The 680-nt window shown below is 77.8% G+C and carries 1 protein-coding gene and 1 pseudogene; both read right to left on the reverse strand.

The annotated features are described in order from the left end of the window. Positions 1 to 504, reverse strand: a 504-nt coding sequence (locus DZG00_RS16185) for a HEAT repeat domain-containing protein (RefSeq protein ID WP_147360102.1), incomplete at its 3' end; no start/stop codon positions are given. Then, a pseudogene (locus tag DZG00_RS16190) lies at positions 501 to 680 on the reverse strand (alpha/beta fold hydrolase); the annotation flags it as partial. The gene DZG00_RS16185 and the pseudogene DZG00_RS16190, both read right to left, overlap by 4 nt.

Genomic DNA, 680 nt, shown 5'->3' on the forward strand with positions numbered 1-680 from the left:
GCGGCCGAGCTGCGACGCCAGCTGCTGGGAGAGCCAGCGCGCGCCGGCCGGGTCGCGGTCGCCGTCGACGAGGCCCGACGCCGTCCGCCACGCGGTGCGCGCGACGTGGTCGTCGGGATCCCGCAGGAGCGCCGGCGTGATCGCCGGCAGCGCCCGCCGGTCGCCGATCTTGGAGAGCGTGTGCAGCGCCTGGCTCCGCGCCTGCGGGATCGGCGAGCCGAGCTCCGCGATGAGCGGCGGGATCGTGGTCTCCGGGTCGTGCCGGATGAGCGCCCACGTGAGCATCTCGCGCACGTTGAGGTCGGTCTCCACGCGGCAGCGGTGGATGAGGCCCTCGATGAGCGCGGGATCCGGCCGGGTGCCCGCGGTGAGCGCCGCCTGCAGCCGGGCCGACGCGTCGGGCGCGCGGAGGGCGGCGGCGAGCCGGGCGGCGATCTCGGCGTCGGCGGGGCGGTCGGGGCGCGCGGGATCCGGCGCGGCGTCGTCGCGGGCGGGGTCCGTCACAGCACGTCCTCGACGCCAGCGAGCACCCGGTCGGGGTCCTCGAGCTGCATGTCGTGGTGGATCCCGGGAAGCCGCCGGACGTCCCAGCCCGCGGCCTCCAGCTCGGCCGCGTACGCGTCGGGCAGCACCGAGGGCGCGTCGTCGGAGAGCACGATCGTCGACGGCACGGCGGGCGC

It is taken from the genome of Clavibacter lycopersici, assembly GCF_003576405.1.
Classification (GTDB): Bacteria; Actinomycetota; Actinomycetes; order Actinomycetales; family Microbacteriaceae; genus Clavibacter; species Clavibacter lycopersici.